This window comes from Luteimonas sp. MC1825 (genome assembly GCF_014764385.1).
Classification (GTDB): Bacteria; Pseudomonadota; Gammaproteobacteria; order Xanthomonadales; family Xanthomonadaceae; genus Luteimonas.
Window position 1 is genome coordinate 2,454,777 of record NZ_CP061714.1, and the last position, 20,168, is coordinate 2,474,944.

A 20,168-nucleotide genomic window follows, 5' to 3' on the forward strand; every position below is an offset into this window, starting at 1 on the left:
GCGAAGCCGCCGCGCCTGCGGCGGGCCGGTCGGCCCCGACCGGTAGAATCCCTGCATGGCCGACCTCGATCACTCGCCGCCGCTGGCGCCGCGCCACTGGCCCACCTGGCTCGGCATCGGCGTGATGGCGCTGCTGGCGCGCCTGCCGTGGCCACTGCAGCGTTCCCTGGGTCGCGCGCTCGGCGCATTGCTGCGCACCACGCTGCCGCGGCGCCGCGACATCGCCGCGCGCAACATCGCGCTGTGCTTCCCCGGGCTCGACGCCACCGCGCGCGAGGCGCTGCTGCGCCGGCACTTCGCCGCCATCGGCATCGGCCTGTTCGAATTCGCGCGCGCCTGGTGGGGCTCGGTGGCGCCGCTGCGCCGCAGGCTGGTGGTCGAAGGCCTCGAGCACGTGCACGCGGCGCGCGCCGACGGGCGCGGGGTGATCGTGGTCTCCGGGCACTTCACCACGCTCGAGGTCTGCGGCCGGCTGATGTGCGACCACATCCCGCTGGCCGGCATGTACCGGCCGCATGCGCAGGCGGCCATGGAATGGGCGGTGCGCCGCGGTCGCGCCCGCTATGCCGCGGCGATGTTCCCCAAGCAGGACCTGCGCGGCGCGGTGCGCCACCTCAAGCGCGGCGGGCTGCTCTGGTACGCGCCCGACCAGGACCCGAGCCGCGGCGACAGCGTGTTCGTGCCGTTCTTCGGCCAGCCCGCGCACAGCCTGAAATCCACCCACCAGCTGGCGCGGATGTCGGGCGCGGCGGTGGTGTTCTACCAGCACGCGCGCCGCGACGACGGCGGCTACACGCTGCGGCTGTTCCCCGCGACCGCCGGATATCCGACCGCGGACGCGGTGGCCGACACCGCCGAGGTCATGGCCGCGATCGAGACCATGGCGCGCGCCGCGCCCGAGCAGTACCTGTGGATCCACCGCCGCTTCAAGCGGCGTCCGGACGGGGGCTCGGTGTACTGACGCGCGCCAGCAGGCTGCCGGCATACAGCGCGGCGAGCATCAGCGTCAGGCCACCCCAGAACGTCGAATAGAACGCCAGGTGGGTGTTGAGCGGGAACACCGTTACCAGCAGGGCCAGCATCGCCGGCCGCGCGCGCTCGCGCGCGGCGACGTCGGCGAAGCGCCAGGCGCGCAGTGCCAGCGCCAGGCCGGCCAGCCACAGCAGCAGGCCGATGGCGCCGGTTTCGCTCAGCACCTCGAGCACGATCTGGTGGGCGTGCAGCGCCGGCCCTTCACCCCAGGCCGGCACTTCGCCGGACTGCGGATCGCACGCCGGGAACGCCTCGCGGAAGCCGCGCGCACCGACGCCGTTGACCGGGTGCGCGCGCGCCATGCACAGCGCCGCGCCCCAGATCCGCGTGCGTCCGGACAGCGCGCTGTCGACGCCGGTCTCGTCCGCCGACAGCGCATGGGTGGTGCGTTCGATGCGGTCGCGGACCTCCGGCGACGCGAGCCCGAGCGCCAGCACCGTGGCCAGGCCGAACGCGAACACCAGCAGCAGGCGCTTCCAGCCGAGCAGGCGCCAGCCGGACAGCACCAGCACCAGCGCGTAGGTCAGCCACGACGCGCGCGAGCCCGCGAACACGATCACGATGCCGATCGCCGCGGCCGCCACCACCCAGCCCGCCGTGCGCCAGCGTCGTCCGGCGGCGTACAGCGCAAACGGCGACAGGCTGGCCAGCACCACGCCGAGCTTGAGGTTGCAGGGCCCGAGCACGCCGCCCAGGCGGTCGACGCGCGCCAGTTCGTCGAGGTTGCACATCGGCCGCCCGCTGATTGCCTGCTTGGCGGCATCGATCCCCCAGAACAGCGGGCTGGTGCCGAAGGCGACTTCGGCCAGCGCGTCCAGCGTCCACACGCCCACGATCACCGCGAGCCCGATGAAGGTCAGCCGACGCCCGCGCTCGCTGGCCACGGCGATCGCCACCAGCCACAGGAACGGCAGGTAGCGCAGGTCGACCGCGGCTTCGCGCAGCGCGCGCGCCGGATCCACCGCGTCCGGGGCGGACAGCAGTTCCGGCAGCCAGTAGGCGAAGAACAACACGCTGGTCAGCGCCCACGCCGGCCCGCTGAGCAGCACGGCGCCGCCGCGGAAACGCGCGGCGAGCAGTTTGACGATCGCCAGCAGCGCACCCAGCACCATCACGCCCTCGGCATAACCCGGGGCAGGCCAGAGGGCGACGAAAGCCAGTACCCAGTGCGGTGCCCAGCGCCATCCGGCGGTTGCGGGCGCGCCTGCCGGCAGCGTGTCAGCGGAGTTCGTCATAGACCGAGAGCGTGGCGTCCTGCATGGTGCGGAGCAAGTAGGTCACGGGAATGGCCGGCATCGTAGCCGGTCGCCGTGACGGCTGTCCGAGCAGCGCGCGCGCGCGCGCGCGAAGCGCCGCGGCATCGAACGCGGGCACCGCGCCCTCCGGCTGCAGCTCGCGCAGCAGTTCCCCCACGCCGCCATGGTCCCAGCCCAGCACCGGACGGCCGACCGCCCATGCCTCGACCACGGTGCGCCCGAAGGCTTCGGGCTTGCGCGACAGCTGCAGCACCAGGTCGCTGGCGGCGTAGGCATCGGCGATGGCCGACGTCGGCGCGGCGATCACCACCGCCCCGGCGATGCCGAGCGTGGTCGCGGACGCCTCGAGCTCGGCCACGTAGGCCGCGCGCGCCGGGTCGCGCGCGCCCGGCATCCACAGGCGTGCGTCCAGGCCGTCGGAGCGCAGCGCGGCCAGCAGCGCCAGCGCATCGCCATGCCCCTTGAGCCGCGTACCGCGACCCGGCAGCAGCAGCAGCGGGCCGGCGCCGCCCAGGCGGCTGTCGGCCGCGGCGGCGCGCGCGCGCGCGGCCGGGTCCGGCCACGGAGCGCGCGGGAACGATGCGGGATCGATGCCACGCGGGATCACGCGCAGGCGCGATGGATCGATGCCGGGATACGCGCGCAGCACGTAGGCGCGCACGGTGTCGGACACGCAGATCACGCGTTCGCCGCGGGTCATGATCGCGCTGTATCGCGAAGGCGAGTTCAGGCCGTGGACCGTGGTCACCAAGCGCGGGCGATGCGACTCGGGCATCCCGCGCAGCGCGCGCCAGGCGATCCACGCCGGCAGCCGCGAGCGTGCGTGCACGATATCCACGCCGTGTTCGATGCACAGCCGGCGCAGCGGCCGCACCAGGCCCAGCGTGGCCAGCGCCTTGCGGCCCAGCGCCAGGTCCACGTGCAGCGCACCGGTGGCCCGCAGCGCCGGCAGCAGGCGCCCGCCCGCCGATGCGACCAGGGCATGGTGGCCGGCACGCACCAGCGCCGCGGCGATTTCGATGGTGGATCGCTCGACGCCGCCGGACTCCAGCGCCGGCAACACCTGCAGGACCGTCAGCGGCCGGTGCATGCGCCCGCGGCCGCCCGTGCCGGCCTCAGTCGACCAGCACGAAGTGCGCGCTGCAGTACGGGCAGTCAGCCTGGCCGCCGTCGGCTTCGATCGGCAGGTAGACGCGCGGATGCGAGTTCCACAGCGCCATCGCCGGCAACGGGCAGCTGAGCGGCAGGTCGGCGCGCCGGACCTCGTACTGCGTCTGGGCGTTGGCCACGGTGGACTGCGTCGGGGCGGTGGACATGGTTGCGATGCCAGGTGGAGAGCAGGGACCGGAGTTTACCGCGCCGCCAGCGGCACGGCCCGGGATCAGGCCGGCAGTTCGAACAGCAGCGCGTGCGCGGCAGTGTCGGGTGCGGCCACAAGCGTCGCAGGCGCGGGCGCGGCCGCGTTCCAGGCGAGCCCGTCGCCCGCGGACATGGCCTGGCCATCGACCACTGCGGCGCCTTCGAGCAGTTGCAGCCAGCCGCGGCGTGCAGGCAACACGCCGAGCGCGCGCGATGCGCCGGCGTCGACGCGTGCGACACGCAGGCGCGCGTCCTGGCGCAGCAGGAGCGGACCGCCATCGCGTGCTGCACGGTTCGCTCCGGCGGAACCGGCGCGTCGCGTGGCCCCGTGGAACACCCCGCCGGCGGCGAGCGTGTGCCACGCGTTGCGTGCCGCGGCCGGAGCCGGCGCAACCGCGATGCCGGGCGTCGCGTTCACCCGATCCGGCTGGATCCAGGCCTCCAGCAGGCGCAGTGGCGCGGCGGTCGACGCATTTTCAAGCCGGCACTCGATGCCGTGGCCTGCGCCGATCCACGCCACGCCGCCGGCGGTGACCTCACGCGGATCCAGGCCGGCGCACGCGATGCGCAGGCGGCCGTCCAGCACCAGCAGCACCAGCTCCATGTTGGCGACGCGCACGGCCTCGGCCACCGCGCCGGGTGCCCAGTCCTGGGTCGACAGCACCCGCAGCGCGCCCCAGCCCATCCAGTCGCGATCGATGGCGTCGCCGCGTGAGAACGCGTGCCACGCGTCCACGCCGCCGGCAATGATGCGACCGCGTGCGGCGGCGGGTCGGAGCAGCGTGCCCACAGGCAGCATCACTCGATCCTCGCGGCCTCGTCGAACGACAGCCGCGGCGAACGCGGGAACAGCTGCGCCGGGTCGCCGTAACCGAGGTTGACCAGGATGTTGGAACGCACCGCCGTGCCCTGGAAGAACGCCGCATCGACCATCGCGTTGTCGAAGCCGGTCATCGGCCCGCAGTCCAGGCCCAGCGCGCGCGCGGCCAGGATCAGGTAGGCGGTCTGCATGCTGGAGCCGCGCAGGCCCACGCGCTCCAGGCGCGCCTCGTCGGAGCCGGCGAACCACGAGCGCGCATCGGTATGCGGGAACAGCACCGGCAGCTTGTCGTAGAACGCCAGGTCGTGGCCGACGATCACCGTGACCGGCGCGGCCAGGGTCTTGTCGCGATTGCCGTCGCTGAGCGCCGGGGCCAGCCGCGCCTTGGCGTCCGCCGACCTCACGAACACGAAGCGCGCCGGGCAGGCGTTGGCCTCCGTGGGCCCGAACTTCACCAGGTCGTAGAGTGCGCGCAGGGTGTCGTCGCCGACCTCGCCGCCGATCGCGTTGTGGGTGCGGGCCTCGCGGAACAGGCGGGCAAGCGCGGTGGCGGGCAGTGCATCGGTCATCAGGTGTCCTCTCGATCGCGGGTTCGGCTGGACGGGGAAGTGTAGAGTCCGCCCGGAGAAACCACAGGCCCGGCCCCGGAACGGATGGTCACGACAGCAGAACGCGCGCACCCGGCCGTCGCCTGGGCGCTGAGCGATGGCCGCGCCGGCAACGTGCGCCAGGCCACCGCGCTCGCCGGCGCGCTGGCCATCGGCGCCATGGCCGATGTGACGCTGGCCGCGCGTGCACCGTGGTCGTGGGTGGCACCCCGCCGCCTGCCGGGCGCGGCGCAGGCCTTCGGCGCGCCGTTCGCGGCGAGCCTGGCCGCGCCACCGCTGGTCGCCGTCGGCTGCGGTCGGCAGGCGGCGCTGGCCACGCGACTGCTGCGCGCACGCGGCGCACGCGCGGTGCAGGTGCTCGATCCGCGCATCGACCCGCGCCACTGGGACCTGGTGATCGCGCCCGCGCATGACGGCCTGCGCGGCGACAACGTGATCACCACGCTGGGCAGCCTGCATCCGGTCGACGACGCCTGGCTGGCGCGCGCGCGCGCCGCGTTCAACCACTTCGCGGAGCTGCCGTCGCCGCGCACCACGCTGCTGCTCGGTGGCCCGAGCGCGCACGCCGGCTTCGACCTCGCGGCCTTGCACGCCCTGCTGGCGCGGATCGATGCCGTGGCCGCGCGCGAGGGTGGCAGCCTGCTGGTGACCGCCTCGCGCCGCACGCCGCCCGCACTGCGCGATGCCCTGCGCGCGCACCGCGGCCGCGTGCCACTGATGGCCTGGGTGGACGACACCGATGGCCGCAACCCCTACCCCGGCATGCTGGCCTGGGCGGACCGCATCGTGTGCACCGCCGACTCGGTGAACATGCTGTCCGAAGCCTGTGCCACCGCCGTCCCGGTGTTCGTTGCCGGCTCGGAACGCATGCGCGGGCGGCCAAGGCGCTTCGTCGACGAGCTGCTGGCACGTGGGCGCATCCGCGCGGTGGACGAGCGACTGGACGCCTACATCGCCATTCCGCTGCGCGAGACCGCGCGCATCGCCTGCGAGGTGCGTGCGCGGCTCGGGCTCGCCTGACGATGGCGCGTGGCAATGCGGCTTGGCTTATCCTCGCCCCATCCGCGCACCGGTGACGCCATGGACATCGCAAGCCAGACCGACCGTCCCATCGACCGCTGGTTCGCCAGCTATTCCGGCGACCACCGCAACGCACGCAACCAGGCCATCCACGTGGTCGCGGTGCCGGCGATCCTGTGGAGCGTGATCGCCCTGCTGTGGTGCATCCCGTCGCCGGGTACCGCGCTCCGCCAGGGCGTGTGGGCGGCGCTGGCGATGTTCGCGGCCTGGCTGTTCTACCAGCGCGCCTCGCGCCCGCTCGGCGTGGGCATGGCGGTGCAGCTGGTGGCCATGGCCACGCTGTGCTGGTGGCTGCACGCGGCGCTCGGCACGCGCGGGCTGCTGGCGCTGGCGGTGGGCGTGTTCGTGGTGGCGTGGATCGCGCAGTTCATCGGCCACCGCATCGAAGGCCGCAAGCCCAGCTTCTTCACCGACCTGGTGTACCTGCTGATCGGCCCGGCCTGGGTGCTGTCCAAGCTCTACCGCCGCCTGGGCTGGCGCTGGTAGCGCCTGCCCCGCGCGGCAACGCGCAACGCTGCATGCCATGACGCGGGGCGGCCGGCACGCGCGATGGCCGCCCGCAGGGGCGACAATGGCGCATGTCTCCTCGCGACCTCGTCCTGATCCTCGTCATCTGCATGGCGTGGGCGGGCAATTTCCTGTTCTCGGCGTATGCCCTGCTCGAGATGCCGGCATTCCTGTACACCGCGCTGCGCATGGGCATCGTGGCGCTGGTGCTGCTGCCGTTCCTCAAACCCGTGCCGCGCGCGCAGTGGCCGCGTTTCCTGGCCGTGGCGCTGTGCATGAACGTGCTGCACTTCGGGCTGAGCTTCTGGGCGCTGCGCCTGGCCGGCGAGCTGTCCGCGGTGGCGATCGTGATGCAGAGCTACGTTCCGATGTCGGCGCTGCTGGCCTGGGCGGTGCTGGGCGAGCGCTTCGCCTGGCGCACCGGCACCGCGATCGCGGTGAGCTTCATCGGCGTGCTGGTGATCGGCTTCGATCCCTCGATCGTCGAAAAGCCGGCCGCGATCGTGGCGATGCTGGTGTCGGCGGGCTTCCTGGCGCTGGGCACGGTGCTGATGCGGCGCCTCGGCGGCATCGGCATGCTGACCCAGCAGGGCTGGAGCGCGCTGATCGCGGTGCTGCCGTTGCTTGCAATCAGCCTGCTGCTCGAACCCGGTGGCGTGGCGGCGCTGGCCGCGTTCTCGCCGCGTGCGTGGATCGGGGTGACGTACTCGGCGCTGGTGGCCTCGCTGCTCGGCCACGGCGTGTACTTCCTGCTGCTGCAGCGCCATCCGGTGGCGCAGCTCACGCCGTGGCTGATGCTGACGCCGTTGCTGGCGGTGCTGCTGGGCATCGTGTTCTGGGGCGACCGGCCCGGCCCGCAGCTGTGGATCGGCGGTGCGCTGGTGCTGGGCGGCGTGGTCGCGATCGCGCTGCGCGCGATGGCCACCGCGCGGCCGCTGCCACCGGCACGCGAGATCTGAGTCAGCGCGGCTCGAACATCGCCGCGTCCGGCCGGAACGGGCGCGGCGCGTGGCCCAGATCATCCCGTGCGGGGCGGGCATCGAACACCAGGTCGTGGCGCAGGCGTTCCTGGGCCGCCGCGCTGAAGCCCTGCAGGCGCCCCGCCGCGCGCGCCGTCGCCACGAGCGCGGCGAAGACCGGCGCGGGCAGCTCGACCAGCCGCGCCGGCGGTCGCAGTGCGGCAAGCACGCGCGCCACCATGTCGCGATAGGCCAGGGTTTCACCCCCGGGGAGGTCATAGCCGCGGCCATGACTGGCCGGCCCGGCCGCGATGGCCCACATCGCGGTGGCCGCGAGATCGTCCACGTGTACCGGCTGGCGCAGCCCGTGCGCACCGCGCGGCAGCGGGAACCAGCCGCGCCGCCGCGCCAGCGCGGCGATCCGCGAGAGGCTGAGGTCGCGCCCCGCGCCGTACACCAGCGTCGGGCGCAGCAGCGTGGCCGCCGTGCCGCGCGCCGCGGCGGTGGCGAACAGGCGGGCTTCGGCAAGCGCCAGGCGCGACGCGAGTGCGCGCTCGGCGGCGTCGGTCGAATCCTGTTTCACCGCGAGGCTGGTGGAGCCGAATGCGACCAGCCGCGATGTGTCGATGCGCGCGTCTTCGAACCAGCGCGCGAAGTGGTCGAGGGGGCCGCAACCGAGCACCACGTCGTAGCACGCCTCGAGCGCGGGCATGGCGTCGAAACCACCGCGCAGCCAGCGCACGCCGGCGCCCGCGGCCTGCGGCGACCGCGACAGCGCATCCACGCGCCAGCCGGCCGCCAGCAGCCGCGGCAGCAGCGCCGCACCGATCTGGCCGCTGCCGCCGAACAGCAGCGCGCGCGCACCTGCGTGGGCTCCGGATTCCATCGCCGAAGCATAGGCGAAGCCGCGCGCGCGGAAGGAACCGCCGTCGCCCGCTGCTAGAATCGACGGCTGCCGCGTGCGTCGTGGCCATCCTCCGACGACAAGGACCCCGATGCTGGAATTGATGCTGGCCCTGCCGTTCCTGCTCGCGCTGGCGCTCGCGATCCTTCGCGACGCGCCGGCCCGCGCGTGTGCATGGCTGGCTGGCCTCGCGCCCCTGCTGGGCCTGGTGATCCTGGCCTGGATGACCCCGGCGGTGATGGCGGGCGACATCCCGCGCGCGATGCATGACTGGCTGCCGCAGGCGGGCCTGGCATTGAGCCTGCGCCTGGACGGCCTGGCCTGGATGTTCGCACTGATGGTGCTGGGCATCGGCGGCCTGGTCGTGATGTATGCGCACTACTACCTCGGGCCGCAGGAGAAGACCCGGCGTTTCTTCTGCTTCCTGCTGCTGTTCATGGGCGCGATGCTGGGCATGGTGCTGTCCGGCAACCTGCTGCTCACGGTGGTGTTCTGGGAGCTGACCTCGATCAGCTCGTTCCTGCTGATCGGCTTCTGGTACCACCGCGACGACGCCCGCGAAGGCGCGCGCATGGCGCTGACCATCACCGCGGCCGGCGGCCTGGCGCTGCTGGGCGGCGTGGTGCTGATCGGCCGCGTGGTGGGCAGCTACGAGCTGGACGCCGTGCTCGCGTCGGGCGATGCGATCCGTGCCCATGAGCTCTATCCGTGGATCCTGGGCCTGGTGCTGGCCGCGGTGTTCACCAAGAGCGCGCAGTTCCCGTTCCACTTCTGGCTGCCGCACGCGATGGCCGCGCCGACCCCGGTGTCCGCCTACCTGCACTCGGCGACCATGGTGAAGGCCGGCGTGTTCCTGCTCGCACGGCTGCATCCCTCGCTCGCCGGTACCGACCTGTTCTTCTACGTGGTGTCCGGCATCGGTGCGCTGACGCTGCTGATCGGTGCGTGGAACGCCATCTTCCAGCACGACATGAAGGGCGTGCTGGCGTACTCCACGATCTCGCACCTCGGCCTGATCACCCTGCTGCTCGGCCTGTCGACGCCGATGGCGGTGGTGGCGGCGCTGTTCCACATCCTCAACCACGCCACGTTCAAGGCGTCGCTGTTCATGGCCGCGGGCATCATCGACCACGAGACCGGCACCCGTGACATGCGCCGGCTGGGCGGGCTGTGGCGGCTCATGCCCTACACCAGCGCGCTGGCGATCATCGCGTCGCTGGCGATGGCCGGCATTCCGCTGCTCAACGGTTTCCTGTCCAAGGAAATGTTCTTCGCCCAGGCGCTGGAGATCGGTGGCGACGGTGCGATGCGCACGTTCATCACCGTGGCCGCGTTCCTGTTCGCCACCTTCGGCGTCGCCTACAGCCTGCGCTTCGTGCATGACACCTTCCTCGGCAACGGGCCGCGGGGCGTGTCGCACGACATCCAGGAGCCTCCGGCCTTCATGCGCGTCCCGGTCGCGGTGCTGGTGGTGGCCTGCGTGGCGGTGGGCGTGGCGCCGCAGTGGACCATCGGCCCGCTGCTGGCCACCGCTGCGCGGGGCGTGCTCGGCGACGCGGTCCCCGCGTACAGCCTGTCGGTGTGGCACGGCGTCAACATGCCGCTGCTGATGAGCCTTGGCGGCGTGGCCTGCGGTGTCGTGCTGTACCTGGGACTGCGCAAGGTGCTCGACCTGCACGCCATCGTGCAGCGTTCGCAGGGGCGGCGGCTGTTCCACCTCAACATCGAGGCACTGTTCCGCCTGGCGCGGCGTTTCACCCACACCATCGCCAACGGCAGCATGCAGCGCAGCCTGCTGTGGCTGGTGCTGGTGGCGATCGCCGCGGGCGCCGCGCCGTTCGTCGCCGGCTGGGGCGAACCGCGCGAAGCGCTGGTGTACGAGTCGCGACCGATGGTGCGCCTGGCCTGGGTGCTGTGGCTGATGCTGGTCGGGTGCGCGCTGGCCACCCTGGCCCTGTACCGCCAGCGCCTGCTCGCGGTGGTGGTGATGGGTGGCTGCGGGCTGGCGGTGAGCATGACCTTCGTGGCGCTGTCCGCGCCCGACCTGGCCCTCACCCAACTGCTGGTTGAACTGGTGACGGTCGCGCTCCTGCTGCTGGGCCTGCATTACCTCCCCAAGGATTCGCCGCCGACGCGATCGCTGCCGCGCCGCGTGCGCGACGGCCTGGTGGCGGTGGTGGCGGGCGCGGGCACCGCCGGCCTGGCCTGGGCCATGATGGTGCGGCCGCCTTCCAACGGCGTCGCCGCTGAGCTCACCGCGCGCGCGTTGCCCGAGGCCTGGGGCAGCAACATCGTCAACGTGATCCTGGTCGACTTCCGCGGCTTCGACACCTTCGGCGAGATCACCGTGTTCGGCATCGCCGGCCTGGTGGTGCATGCGCTGCTCAGGCGCGCGCGGATGGCGCCGGAAAAGATCATGCCCGGCCCGCCGGTCAAGCTGCCGGTGCCGGCCGACCTGGCGCAGATGATGTTCCCGCTGACGCTGGTGGTGTCGATCTTCCTGTTCCTGCGCGGCCACAACGCGCCCGGCGGCGGCTTCATCGCCGGCCTGACGCTGGCGGTGCCATTGCTCATCCAGTACGTGATCCAGGGTGCCGAGTCGGTGGAGTCACGCTTCGGCTTCGACTACATCCGCGCCATCGGCATCGGGCTGATGGTGGCGCTGGCCGCGGGCGCGGGCTCCATGGTGTTCGGGCTGCCGTTCCTCGCCAGCGGGCACTACGACCTCGAACTGCCGCTGCTGGGCGTCATCCCGCTGGCGAGCGCGGCGGCGTTCGATGTCGGCGTGTACCTGGTGGTGTTCGGCAGCACGATGCTGATCCTGTCGATGATGGGCACGCTGAAGCCATCCAAGACCATGGTCGCGCACCGCGGCACCATCGATCCGGCCACGCGCTCGGCCGTCACCGGGGAGGCCAACTGATGGAATTCGCGATTGCCAGCGGAATCGGCGTGCTGGTGTCCGTGGGCGTGTACCTGATGCTGCGCGCGCGCTCGTTCGACGTGATCCTCGGCCTGACCATGCTGTCGTACGCCACCAACCTGCTGATCTTCTCCAGCGGTCGCCTGGTGGTGGGCAAGCCGCCGGTGCTGCGCCAGGGCGTCGACGCCACGCTGGCCAATTACACCGACCCGCTGCCGCAGGCGCTGGTGCTGACCGCCATCGTGATCTCGTTCGCCATGACCGCGGTGATGATCGTGCTGGCGATGCGCAGCCGCGCCGACAACGACAGCGACCACGTCGACGCCGGCGACATGATCGACCGCCCGGGGAAGGACGCGTGAGCCAGCTCCCGATCCTGCCGATCCTGCTGCCGCTGCTCGGCGGCGCGCTGTCGCTGTTCGTGGAGCACCGCCGCGTCGGCACCGTGGTGCAGCGTTCGGTGGGCTGGATCTCGATGCTGGCGACCTTCGCCGCCGCGGTGATGCTGGTGGCACGCGCGGGCAACGGCGAGGTCATGGTGTACCTGGTCGGCGACTGGCCCGCGCGGATCGGGATCGCGCTGGTGGTGGACCGCCTGGCGGCGCTGATGGTGCTCGCCACCTCGCTGCTGGCCGCCGCCTGCCTGCTGCACGCCTGCTCCGGATGGGACCGTCGCGCACCGCATTTCCATGCGCTGTTCCAGTTCCAGCTGGTGGGCCTCAACGGGGCGTTCCTGACCGGCGACATCTTCAACCTGTTCGTGTTCTTCGAGGTGATGCTGATCGCGTCCTACGGGCTGCTGCTGTCAGGCGGCCGCGGGGTGCGCATGAGCGCGGGCCTGCACTACGTGGTCTTCAACGTGGCATCGGCCACCCTGTTCCTGATCGCGCTTGGCCTGGTGTACGGCCTGTTCGGCACGCTGAACATGGCCGAGCTCGCGGTGCGCGTGGCCGAGCTGCCGGCGCGCGACCTGCCGCTCGCCAAGGCCACGCTGGGCCTGCTGCTGGTGGTGTTCTGCGCCAAGGCCGCGCTGCTGCCGCTTTACCTGTGGCTTCCGGAAACCTACACCCGTGCGCCCGCGGCGGTGGCCGCGCTGTTCGTCATCATGACCAAGGTGGGCATCTACGCGGTGCTGCGCGTCGGCTCGCTCCTGCTCGGCGAACCCGCGGGTGCGCTCGCCGGCTACGGCTGGGGCTGGATGCTGCCGGCGGCCATCGCCGGACTGGTGCTGAGCGCGCTGGGCGTGATGGCGGCGACGCGTCTGCGGGTGCTGGTGGTGTACCTGGTGCTGGTGTCGGCGACCACGCTGTTCATCGCCTTCGGGCTGCGCGAGCCGGGCACGATCGCCGCCGGGCTGTACTACCTGGTGCACAGCAGCTTCGTGGCCGCGGCGTTGTTCCTGATCGCGGACCTGGTGCGCCGCGGGCGCGGTGACGCCGGCGACGCCCTGCGCGCGTTCGCACCCGCGCCGGGGGTGCGCACCATGGCTGGCGTGATGTTCCTCGTCGCCGGCGTGTCGATCGCCGGCCTGCCGCCGCTGTCCGGATTCATCGGCAAGACCCTGCTGCTGCAGGCGGTGCCCGACGCCGCGGTGCGATGGGCCTGGCCCGTGATCCTCGGCAGCAGCATGCTGGTGGTGGTGGGCATGACCCGCGCCGGCACGCGGATTTTCTGGAAACCGGCGCCGATCGCCGCGGCGGCCGCCGAACATGCCGCCAGCGCGGGCGGGCTGGGGCGCGCGCGCCTGCCGGAAACGCTGGCCACGATGCTGCTGCTGTCCTACGGCGTGGCGATGGCGCTGGCACCCGCCCCCATCCTCCGCTACACCCAGGCCGCCGCCGGCCAGCTGCTGGCGCCGGCCGCGCTCGTCGAACAGCTGCGCGCCACGTTGCCGCAGGGGAGGCGGCCATGAACCGCCGCCGCTGGCTTCCGTCCATGCCGTTGTCGCTCGGCATCGTCGCGTTCTGGATGCTCATGGTGTCCGAGTTCGACCTCGCCCAGTTCGTGCTGGCCCTGCTGCTGGGGCTGGTGGTCCCGCTGTTCGCCACCCGCCTGGACCGCGAGTTCGCGCGCATCGGCAGCGTCCGGCCGCTGCCGCGACTGATGGCCGTGCTGCTGTGGGACATCGTGCTGAGCAACCTGCGCGTGGCGCGCCAGGTCCTGGGGGCCGAGCGGAACATCCACCCCGGGTTCATCTGGTATCCACTGGAACTGGACAATATCCACGGCATCACCGCCCTGGCCTGCTGCATCACGATGACACCCGGAACGGTGACCGCGGCCCTGTCCGATGACCGCCGCTATCTGCTCGTGCACGTGCTCGACCTCGACGACGAGGCGCAGGTGGTGGCCGACATCAAGCGCCGCTACGAATGCCCGCTGATGGAGATCTTCCCTTGAACACGGCCGAGCTCGCCGGCCTGCAGCTGTTCGGCCATGGCCTGATCGACGTGGCCATCGGCGTGTCGATGTACGCGGTCGGCGCCTCGATGCTGCTCGCGCTGTGGCGCCTGCTGCGCGGGCCCACCCTTCCCGACCGCATCCTCGCGCTCGACACCCTCAACGTCACCGCCATCGCCGAACTGATGCTGCTGGGCATGTACCTGAAGTCCGCGGTGTACTTCGAGGCCGCGCTGATCATCGCGATGCTCGGCTTCGTGAGTACCGTGGTGCTGTCCAAGTACGTGATCCGCCGGGACATCGTCGAATGAGCGTCTTCTGGGAACTGCTGCTGGTCGCGCTGCTGCTGGTCGGCAGCTTCTTCATCCTGATGGGCGGCATCAGCCTGGTGCGCTTGTCGGAGTTCTTCAAGCGCCTGCACGGGCCCACCAAGGCCAGCACCCTCGGCGTCGGCTGCGTGCTCGCCGCCTCGGTCGGCTACCACCTGTTCATCGGCAGCGACCCGCAGCCGCGCGAACTGCTCATCGCCGCATTCCTGTTCATCACCGCGCCGATCAGCGCCCACCTGATGTCCAAGGCCGCGCTCTCGCTGCGCATGGACGAGCGCCCGCAGCTTCCCGGCAAGTCGGACGAGGACACCCACGTGCCGCCACGCCCCGACGGCGGCGACGACGAAGCGATCTGACCGCGGCAGCGGGCATCGCCGCGCCGCAGGCCACGCGGCTGACTCAGCTGCAACCTTCGACGTAGTCGACCTGCGGCACCATGCCGACGCGCCACGAGGTGACCTTGCCGCCGGCGTCGAGTTCGAACACCAGCTTCGACGGCAGCCCGCCTCCGTCCTCGGCGGACTTCAGCACCTTGCCCCCCTGCACGTACTTGTGCGGCATGGTTTCCAGCGTGCCGCCGTAGAGCGCCTGGAGCGCGGCCTCGTCCATGCCCACCTTGCCGCCACCGGGCGCGGCGATGTCGGGCGACTCGGCGCTGTACCGCACCAGCAGGTCGTTCTCGAACATGAAGGCGAGCTGTGCCGGTGTGGATTGCCCCGCCGGGCTCATGTGGAAGCAGGCCGCGGGGTCACGCGGGTCGGGCTTGCCTTGCAGTGCACCACCGGTCCATTCCGCGCTCGCCTCCGCCGCGGTCAGGCCAAGGTCGAGCGCGCCATAGCCGTTCATGCGCGCGTCGCCGGCGTCGGGGATCGCACGCGGACCTTCGACCGCCGCCACGGGCGCGGCGTCGGCGCCGGGCGCGGCCGTCACATCGGGCGTGGACGGCGAACGCTCCCCGCTGCAGGCGGACAGGGCAAGGCTGAGGATGGCGATCAACGGGGCGGCACGACGCATGAGGCAGGCTCCTGAGGCAAGAAAAACGCAGTGCCCAAGGCTACGACAAAATGCGTCAGGCCATCGCGAAGTGCTTCTCCAGCCCGGCCCAGCAGGCCTGGTAGCCATGCTGGCGATGGGCGGCATCGAGTGCCTGCTGTGCAGGACGGATCACCGCACGCGTCTCGAACATGAAGGCCATCGTGTCGGTGATCACGTCCGGCTTCGACAGGTCCGCCGCGGATGCCTTGGCGAACGTCGCCGCATCCGGGCCGTGTCCGGTCATGCAGTTGTGCAGCGAACACCCCCCGGGCGCGAAGCCCTCGGCCTTGGCGTCGTATGCGCCATGCACCAGGCCCATGAACTCGCTGGCCACGTTGCGGTGGAACCACGGCGGGCGGAACGTGTCCTGCTGCACCAGCCAGCGCGGCGGGAAGATCGCGAAGTCGAGGTTGCTGGTGCCGGGCGTGTCGCTGGGCGAATGCAGCACCAGGAAGATCGACGGATCCGGGTGGTCGAAACTGATCGAACCGATGGCGTTGAAGCGGCGCAGGTCGTATTTGTACGGCGCGTAGTTGCCGTGCCAGGCGACCACGTCGAGCGGCGAATGGCCGATCGGCGCGCGCCACAGGTGGCCCTGGAACTTGGCGACGAGTTCGAAGTCGCCTTCGGCCACTTCATACGCCGCCACCGGGGCGAGGAAATCACGCGGGTTGGCCAGGCCGTTGGACCCGATCGGGCCGAGGTCGGGCAGGCGCAGCAGCGCGCCGAAGTTCTCGCAGACATAGCCGCGCGCGGCACCGTCCGGCAGCTCGACGGCAAAGCGCACGCCGCGCGGGATCACCGCGATCTCCTGCGGCTCGACATCGAGCACGCCCAGTTCCGTGGCGATGCGCAGGCGGCCCTGCTGCGGCACGACCAACAGTTCGCCGTCGGCGCTGTAGAACCAGCGGCCGCGCATCGGCGCATTGGCCGCGTACAGATGGATGCCCACCCCGGTGCCGGCCCAGGAACCACCGTTTCCGGCCATGGTGAACAGCCCGTCGACGAAGTCGACCGCACTGCCCTCCGCCGGCATCGGTAGAGGGTCCCAGCGCAGCTGGTCGGGCGTCACCGGCCCGTGCCCGAAATCATCGTGGAAGCGCGGCTGCGCGTAGGGCTCGAAACTGCCGTGCATCGCCGCCGGGCGGATCCGGTACAGCCAGCTGCGCCGGTTGGCGTGCCGCGGCGCGGTGAACGCCGTACCCGTCAACTGCTCGGCGTACAGCCCGAACGCAACCTTCTGCGGCGAGTTGCGGCCCACCGGCAGCGCACCGGCCAACGCCTCGGTCGCGAACTCGTTGCCAAATCCCGACATGTATCCGTCCACGGATGTCTCCTGCGTGCGAGAAGCTTGCTCCAAACCCCACACCATCCGCGGCAACGCCTAGAGCACCCCGCGCTTGATCTGGTCGCGCTCGATGCTCTCGAACAGCGCCTGGAAGTTGCCTTCGCCGAAGCCTTCGTTGCCCTTGCGCTGGATGATCTCGAAGAAGATCGGGCCGAAGCAGTTCAGGGTGAAGATCTGCAGCAGCTTGCGCTGCTTGGTCTCCGGGTCGGCGTCGATCAGGATGCGGTTGCGCGCAAGGCGCGCCACGTCCTCGCCATGGTCCGGGATGCGCTGGTCGATGACTTCGAAATAGGACTCCGGCGTATCGAGGAATTCAACGCCCTGGTCGCGCATCTTCTCCACCGTGCTGTAGATGTCGTCGGTGAAGCAGGCGATGTGCTGGATGCCCTCGCCCTTGTAGGCGTCGAGGTATTCGTTGATCTGGCTCTTCGGGTCGTTGGACTCGTTGAGCGGGATGCGCACGATGCCGTCCGGCGCGGTCATCGCCTTGGACACCAGGCCGGTCTTGGCGCCCTTGATGTCGAAGTAGCGGATCTCGCGGAAGTTGAACAGCTTCTCGTAGTAGTCCGACCACTTCTGCATGTTGCCGAAGTAGAGGTTGTGGGTCAGGTGGTCGATGAAGGTCAGCCCGAAGCCCGTCGGGTTGGCGTCGGCACCTTCGACCGGCACGAAGCCGTCGTACATGCTGCCGGCGTCGCCATAGCGGTCCACCAGGTACAGCATGCAGTCGCCGATGCCCTTGACCACCGGCGCGTCGACCGCCTTGGTGGACTCCTTGTGGTCGATCGCCTCGCCGCCGTTGGCCAGCACCTTGGCGTATACCTCGCCGGCCGGCTGGCGGAAGCGGATCGCGAAGCCGGCAGCGCACGGCCCGTGCGCGCGCGCGAAGTCGGCGGCGAACGAATCGGGATCCTCGTTGACCAGGAAGTTCACCCCGCCCTGGCGGTACACCGTGATCTTGCGCGTGGGGTGGCGCAGCACCGGGCTGAAGCCCATCTTGCGGAAATAGTCGTGCAGCAGCGCGCCCTGCCCTTCCGGGGCGGCGAACTCGACGAACTCGAAGCCGTCGATGCCCATCGGGTTCTCGAAGGTGGTGACCTCCATGCCGAGGTTGGGCGTGGTGCTGGCGGACGTGGTCTGGGCGCTCATGGCGGCTCCTGGGAAAGCAAAAAGTGGACGTGCGAGGGCTGTTGTTATAGTTTCATGTGAAACCGCTTGCAAGGCGCAGCGCAGCATGACCGGCCCCACCCGCCCTGATCCGCACGCCACGGACGAGTCCGCGCTGCTCGAACTCGACCGCTTCATTCCTTACCAGCTCAGCGTGCTCTCCAACCTGGTCAGCCAGGAGATCGCGCAGGCCTACGGCGAGCGTTTCGGCCTGGCGGTCACCGAATGGCGGATCATCGCCGTGCTCGGCCGCTTCCCCGGCCTGTCCGCCGTTGGCGTGGCCGAGCGCAGCGCGATGGACAAGGTGGCGGTGAGCCGCGCGGTGGCGCGGCTGCTGGAGCGGGGCCTGCTGCATCGCGAAACGCACGACGACGACCGCCGCCGCTCGGTGCTGGAGCTGAGCGAGGCCGGGCGTCGCGTGTACGAGGATGTCGCGCCGCAGGCGCTGGCCTACGAGCGCGACCTGCTGGCACCGCTCGACGCGTCCGAGCGGCGCGTTCTCTCCGAACTGCTTGATCGCCTCGGCGAACGCTACGGCGTCTGACGCCGGCGCGTCGCGACCGCTGCCCCTGGCACGATCGGTCACAATCGGCCGATCCATCGCCTGATCGCGCCATGACCACGCCTCCCCCCACCAACGCGGACAGTTCCACCACCGCGCCTGGCGCGGTGCGCGGCGGCGGTGGCGCGTGGCAGCAGGCGAACGCGCTGGCCGCCGCCGCAGACTGGCCGGCGGCGGCGGCGTGCTACGCACGCATCGCGGCCGCGACGCCCGACGATGCCGCAGCCTGGATCGGCCTGGCCAAGGCACGCGGCCGCAACGGCGAATACCGCGCCATGCACGCCGCGACGCTGCGCGCGGCGGCCGCGGGCCCGCGCACCTGGCCACATGCGCTGGCACTGGCACGCCTGCTGCGCGACCTGCACGAAACGCGCGCACTCGACGCGCTTGCCACCGCGCTGGCAGCGCGCGCGCACGAAGCCGCGACCGATGACATGGTGGCGCTCGCCGACCTGCTCGGTGGCGAAGACCTGCACCGCGCGGCGCTGGAGTGGCTGGACCGCGCCAACGCACGTGATCGCGCGCACGCACCGGCCGCCTACCTGCGCGGCGGCACGCGCCTGTTCCTCGGCGACATGCCCGGTGCGCGCAGGGACCTGGAACGCGCGATCGCGCTGGCGCCGCATTTCGCCCATGCCCATCGCCGCCTGTCGCAGCTGCGCGCCACGGATCGCGACGGCGCAGCTGCGCGCGTCGAGCGACTGCTACAGGAGCGCTCGCGGGTCGCGCCCGGCAGCGAGCACGACATCCACTTCAGCCACGCGCTGTTCGACGAACTGCATGACCTCGGCGAACACGAGGCCGCGTGGCAGGCACTGGCGCGTGGCGCCGCCGCAAGACGCGCCGGCCTGCGCTACGACGCCGCCGATGACGCGCGCCTGTTCGAGGCGATCCGCGCGCGTTGCGACGGCGCATTCGTGTCGGGACCCGGTCATCACCATGCGGCCGGTGCGCCGCGCCCGCTGTTCATCGTCGGCATGTTCCGCTCCGGCACCACGCTGCTGGAACGCATGCTGGGCGGCCACGCGTCGATCGCCGAAGGCGGCGAGAGCATGGGCTTCGCCGCCGCGCTGCGGCATGCCGTGGACCATCGCGCGCGTGGCGTCATCGACCTCGAAACGCTGCGCCGCACCGGTGGCGTCGACTGGCCCGCACTGGGCGCCGCGTTCATCGCCGGCAACGCCTGGCGCGCCCAGGGGCGTGCGTGGTGGACCGAAAAGCTGCCGACCAACGCCCTGCTGCTGGGTCTGGTGGCACGCGCGCTGCCGGATGCGCGCTTCGTGCACGCGTGGCGGCCGCCGATGGACGTCTGCTTCTCCAACCTGCGCATGCTCTACGGCGGCTTCGCGCCGTGGTCCTACGAGCAGCAGGAACTTGCCGCCTGGCACCGGGGCCATGCCGCGCTGATGGCGCATTGGCGCGCCGTGCTCGGCGAGCGCCTGCTCGACGTCGCGCACGCCGATCTGGTGCGGGCGCCGGAACACGAGTTGCGGCGCGTGCTCGCGCATTGCGGCCTCGCCTTCGCGCCGGGCGTACTGCAGCCGCAGCGCGCCGGCGGCGCGGTTGCCACCGCAAGCGCGGCGCAGGTGCGCGACGGCATCCGCGCCCCGCGCCGGCCCGACTGGTGGCCCTACCGCGCCCATCTCGGCCCGCTGGCGGCGGGCCTCGGCATCCAGCTGGACTGAGCGTCGCGCAGGCAGCGGATCTTCTTGCAGAGCAAGGGCTCGGCAGGTTATGGCACCGGGTACCAATGCCCTTGAGGACTCATGTCCCCCGGTGATGGCCTGGCGGCCATCGCCTCCTCCTTGACTTCGCCCTCAAGGGCATTGGCACCCGGTCCGCCGCGGGGGACATGAGCCGCGAAGGCCTCCCGGCCACT

21 protein-coding genes are annotated in these 20,168 nt (G+C 71.4%); 12 read left to right on the forward strand and 9 right to left on the reverse strand.

The window, feature by feature from the left end; genetic code table 11:
• Nucleotides 1-55 precede the first annotated feature (55 nt).
• Complete coding sequence (gene lpxL / locus IDM46_RS11490) at nucleotides 56-961, forward strand: LpxL/LpxP family Kdo(2)-lipid IV(A) lauroyl/palmitoleoyl acyltransferase (protein ID WP_185115783.1); 906 nt, start codon at nucleotides 56-58, stop codon at nucleotides 959-961.
• Here lpxL and IDM46_RS11495 read toward each other — a convergent pair.
• The 5 genes from IDM46_RS11495 to IDM46_RS11515 all read right to left on the reverse strand — a co-directional run bounded on the left by IDM46_RS11495 (nucleotide 927) and on the right by IDM46_RS11515 (nucleotide 5,036).
• Nucleotides 927-2,267: an O-antigen ligase family protein gene (locus tag IDM46_RS11495; protein ID WP_185115784.1), complete on the reverse strand. Its 1,341-nt coding sequence runs from the start codon at nucleotides 2,265-2,267 to the stop codon at nucleotides 927-929. The genes lpxL and IDM46_RS11495 overlap by 35 nt on opposite strands.
• Entirely contained in the window at nucleotides 2,251-3,378 is a 1,128-nt protein-coding gene (locus IDM46_RS11500; RefSeq protein WP_185115785.1) for a glycosyltransferase, read from the reverse strand. Before IDM46_RS11500 ends, IDM46_RS11495 begins: the two co-directional genes overlap by 17 nt.
• 25 nt (nucleotides 3,379-3,403) lie before the next feature.
• On the reverse strand, nucleotides 3,404-3,604 hold the full coding sequence (locus tag IDM46_RS11505) for a zinc-finger domain-containing protein (RefSeq protein ID WP_182824677.1): 201 nt from the start codon (nucleotides 3,602-3,604) through the stop codon (nucleotides 3,404-3,406).
• A 65-nt stretch (nucleotides 3,605-3,669) separates the two neighbouring features.
• Complete coding sequence (locus IDM46_RS11510; RefSeq protein WP_185115786.1) at nucleotides 3,670-4,446, reverse strand: hypothetical protein; 777 nt, start codon at nucleotides 4,444-4,446, stop codon at nucleotides 3,670-3,672.
• Nucleotides 4,446-5,036 carry a malonic semialdehyde reductase gene (locus IDM46_RS11515; RefSeq protein ID WP_185115787.1) on the reverse strand — a complete coding sequence of 197 codons (591 nt, stop codon included), beginning with the start codon at nucleotides 5,034-5,036 and terminating at the stop codon, nucleotides 4,446-4,448. The genes IDM46_RS11510 and IDM46_RS11515 overlap by 1 nt, the downstream gene beginning before the upstream one ends.
• An 84-nt stretch (nucleotides 5,037-5,120) precedes the next feature.
• On the opposite strand from IDM46_RS11515, the gene IDM46_RS11520 reads away from it, so the two are divergent.
• The 3 genes from IDM46_RS11520 to IDM46_RS11530 all read left to right on the forward strand — a co-directional run bounded on the left by IDM46_RS11520 (nucleotide 5,121) and on the right by IDM46_RS11530 (nucleotide 7,621).
• Nucleotides 5,121-6,095: a mitochondrial fission ELM1 family protein gene (locus IDM46_RS11520; protein WP_185115788.1), complete on the forward strand. Its 975-nt coding sequence runs from the start codon at nucleotides 5,121-5,123 to the stop codon at nucleotides 6,093-6,095.
• 60 nt (nucleotides 6,096-6,155) lie between these two features.
• Nucleotides 6,156-6,641 carry an Mpo1-like protein gene (locus tag IDM46_RS11525; protein ID WP_185115789.1) on the forward strand — a complete coding sequence of 162 codons (486 nt, stop codon included), beginning with the start codon at nucleotides 6,156-6,158 and terminating at the stop codon, nucleotides 6,639-6,641.
• Nucleotides 6,642-6,733: 92 nt separating this feature from the next.
• A complete protein-coding gene (locus IDM46_RS11530) occupies nucleotides 6,734-7,621 on the forward strand; it encodes a DMT family transporter (protein WP_182824667.1) in 888 nt (295 codons plus the stop codon).
• 1 nt (nucleotide 7,622) lies between these two features.
• On the opposite strand, the gene IDM46_RS11535 is transcribed toward IDM46_RS11530, so the two are convergent.
• Nucleotides 7,623-8,507 (reverse strand): nucleoside-diphosphate sugar epimerase, encoded by an 885-nt coding sequence (locus tag IDM46_RS11535; RefSeq protein ID WP_182824665.1) that lies wholly within the window; start codon nucleotides 8,505-8,507, stop codon nucleotides 7,623-7,625.
• A 109-nt stretch (nucleotides 8,508-8,616) separates the two neighbouring features.
• Between IDM46_RS11535 and IDM46_RS11540 the strand changes: the two genes are divergently transcribed.
• The 6 genes from IDM46_RS11540 to IDM46_RS11565 all read left to right on the forward strand — a co-directional run bounded on the left by IDM46_RS11540 (nucleotide 8,617) and on the right by IDM46_RS11565 (nucleotide 14,533).
• Nucleotides 8,617-11,448 (forward strand): monovalent cation/H+ antiporter subunit A, encoded by a 2,832-nt coding sequence (locus IDM46_RS11540; RefSeq protein WP_182824663.1) that lies wholly within the window; start codon nucleotides 8,617-8,619, stop codon nucleotides 11,446-11,448.
• Nucleotides 11,448-11,810, forward strand: a complete 363-nt coding sequence (locus IDM46_RS11545; protein WP_185115790.1) for a Na+/H+ antiporter subunit C — start codon at nucleotides 11,448-11,450, stop codon at nucleotides 11,808-11,810. Before IDM46_RS11540 ends, IDM46_RS11545 begins: the two co-directional genes overlap by 1 nt.
• Nucleotides 11,807-13,360: a monovalent cation/H+ antiporter subunit D gene (locus tag IDM46_RS11550; protein ID WP_185115791.1), complete on the forward strand. Its 1,554-nt coding sequence runs from the start codon at nucleotides 11,807-11,809 to the stop codon at nucleotides 13,358-13,360. Before IDM46_RS11545 ends, IDM46_RS11550 begins: the two co-directional genes overlap by 4 nt.
• On the forward strand, nucleotides 13,357-13,848 hold the full coding sequence (locus IDM46_RS11555; protein WP_182824657.1) for a Na+/H+ antiporter subunit E: 492 nt from the start codon (nucleotides 13,357-13,359) through the stop codon (nucleotides 13,846-13,848). Before IDM46_RS11550 ends, IDM46_RS11555 begins: the two co-directional genes overlap by 4 nt.
• A 68-nt stretch (nucleotides 13,849-13,916) precedes the next feature.
• Entirely contained in the window at nucleotides 13,917-14,159 is a 243-nt protein-coding gene (locus IDM46_RS11560; RefSeq protein ID WP_255492303.1) for a K+/H+ antiporter subunit F, read from the forward strand.
• Nucleotides 14,156-14,533 carry a Na+/H+ antiporter subunit G gene (locus tag IDM46_RS11565; protein WP_182824655.1) on the forward strand — a complete coding sequence of 126 codons (378 nt, stop codon included), beginning with the start codon at nucleotides 14,156-14,158 and terminating at the stop codon, nucleotides 14,531-14,533. The genes IDM46_RS11560 and IDM46_RS11565 overlap by 4 nt, the downstream gene beginning before the upstream one ends.
• 43 nt (nucleotides 14,534-14,576) lie before the next feature.
• Here the strand turns inward: IDM46_RS11565 and IDM46_RS11570 are convergent, their stop codons facing one another.
• The 3 genes from IDM46_RS11570 to hppD form a co-directional block, all read right to left on the reverse strand.
• Nucleotides 14,577-15,191, reverse strand: coding sequence for a lectin (locus IDM46_RS11570; protein WP_185115793.1), 615 nt, complete (start codon nucleotides 15,189-15,191; stop codon nucleotides 14,577-14,579).
• A 55-nt stretch (nucleotides 15,192-15,246) separates the two neighbouring features.
• Nucleotides 15,247-16,527, reverse strand: coding sequence for a homogentisate 1,2-dioxygenase (hmgA, locus tag IDM46_RS11575; protein ID WP_182825278.1), 1,281 nt, complete (start codon nucleotides 16,525-16,527; stop codon nucleotides 15,247-15,249).
• A 69-nt stretch (nucleotides 16,528-16,596) separates the two neighbouring features.
• Nucleotides 16,597-17,709 carry a 4-hydroxyphenylpyruvate dioxygenase gene (gene hppD, locus IDM46_RS11580; RefSeq protein WP_185115794.1) on the reverse strand — a complete coding sequence of 371 codons (1,113 nt, stop codon included), beginning with the start codon at nucleotides 17,707-17,709 and terminating at the stop codon, nucleotides 16,597-16,599.
• Between the two features lie 85 nt (nucleotides 17,710-17,794).
• Here hppD and IDM46_RS11585 point away from each other — a divergent pair, with 85 nt between their 5' ends.
• Both IDM46_RS11585 and IDM46_RS11590 read left to right on the forward strand, forming a co-directional pair.
• A complete protein-coding gene (locus tag IDM46_RS11585; RefSeq protein ID WP_182824645.1) occupies nucleotides 17,795-18,271 on the forward strand; it encodes a MarR family transcriptional regulator in 477 nt (158 codons plus the stop codon).
• A 71-nt stretch (nucleotides 18,272-18,342) separates the two neighbouring features.
• Complete coding sequence (locus IDM46_RS11590; RefSeq protein ID WP_185115795.1) at nucleotides 18,343-19,974, forward strand: sulfotransferase; 1,632 nt, start codon at nucleotides 18,343-18,345, stop codon at nucleotides 19,972-19,974.
• Nucleotides 19,975-20,168 lie beyond the last annotated feature (194 nt).